The sequence below is a fragment of the Protofrankia sp. Cr1 genome (assembly GCF_963555865.1).
Taxonomy (GTDB): Bacteria; Actinomycetota; Actinomycetes; order Frankiales; family Frankiaceae; genus Protofrankia.
Window position 1 is genome coordinate 1 of the sequence record NZ_CAUVXO010000128.1, and the last position, 615, is coordinate 615.

The following is a 615-nucleotide window of genomic DNA, read 5'->3' on the forward strand; positions in this document are numbered from 1 at the left end:
CCCGGCGCGCGCATACACCAGCGAGCCGGTGCAGACGCTGGCCAGGAGGGGCACCTGCGCACGTTGCCGGCGCACCCAGTCGAGTTGCGCCTCGTCGCCCAGGTGGGCGCGGGTGCCCTGCCCGCCAGGGTAGATCAGCACGTCAAGCGGCGGGGCCGTCTCATACGAATGCTCGGGGTGGACGACAAGCCCCTTCGCGGCGGTGACCGGCATGCCATCTCGGGAAAGTGTTGTGACCTCCCAACCATCGCCCGGAAACTGGCGAGCCCAGAACGACAGCACTTCCCACGGTCCGACCGCGTCGAGTTCTTCAAATTCGTCGAACAGCAGGATTCCGATCTTCTTCACACAATCACCTTCACCGGTCTCGACGGACGCGGCCATCGGTACAGTTCGCAGGCCCCGCGGACCAGATTCTGCCTGCGGGACGGGACACAGCCGGTACGGTGCCGGCGGCCCGACCACCCACGAAGGGCATCTGACGCGACTTGACAGAGCTTCGACGGCCGCGCAAGCCGCCCGCGGAGGATGATCATTCGTCGGTCACCTCCCACCCGCTGGCTGGGGCGCCCGGCTACGACGCGCGGCGGTCCGCCTTCTCCTCCTGGCGGCCAG

Annotated in this window: 1 protein-coding gene; it reads right to left on the reverse strand. The window is 68.1% G+C overall.

The features are described 5' to 3' along the window. On the reverse strand, positions 1 to 348 hold a 348-nt coding region (locus U9980_RS12540; protein WP_322768064.1), incomplete at its 3' end, for a DJ-1/PfpI family protein. Positions 349 to 615: the final 267 nt, after the last annotated feature.